1 protein-coding gene is annotated in these 503 nt (G+C 44.5%); it reads right to left on the bottom strand.

Annotated elements, in window-relative coordinates; translation table 11 throughout:
• Positions 1 to 370 (bottom strand): 3,4-dihydroxy-2-butanone-4-phosphate synthase (locus tag ACS8FC_RS21260; protein ID WP_439298238.1); only part of this gene is annotated, 370 nt, incomplete at its 3' end.
• Positions 371 to 503: the final 133 nt, after the last annotated feature.

Here is a 503-nt window from a genome sequence, read left to right as displayed (position 1 = left end):
GCTGCACGATGTCTTCAGGTTTTGCTGCCGATGAAACGGCTGCCTGAATGGTACGAGCGCGATCAGCAGCAGAGATACCAGTGGTAACGCCTTCAGCGGCTTCAATCGACACCGTAAAGTTGGTGCTAAATTTTGCCTCGTTGCGATCTGACATCAGCGGTAGTGCCAATTGCTGGCAACGCGCTTGTGATAGCGTTAAACATACCAAACCGCGCGCGTGGGTAATCATAAAATTAATGTCTTCAGGGCGAACATGCGTCGCTGCCATGATGATATCGCCTTCGTTTTCGCGGTCTTCATCATCCATCAAGATGACCATTTTTCCGGCACGAATGTCTTCGATAATCTCAGGAATCGTATTTAAACTCATAGTAAGTCTCAATATTTTATTATTAATAAATATGTGTGATTTGGAATATAAAGTGTTGTCTGCCTATTGTAGCAGTAGTTGGTATCACGCGCTGTTGCTGTTGAGCAAATCACATGACCATCACAGTAATTAA

The sequence above is a fragment of the Psychrobacter sp. 1Y4 genome (assembly GCF_051847555.1).
This window is presented reverse-complemented; position numbering and strand designations above follow the sequence as displayed.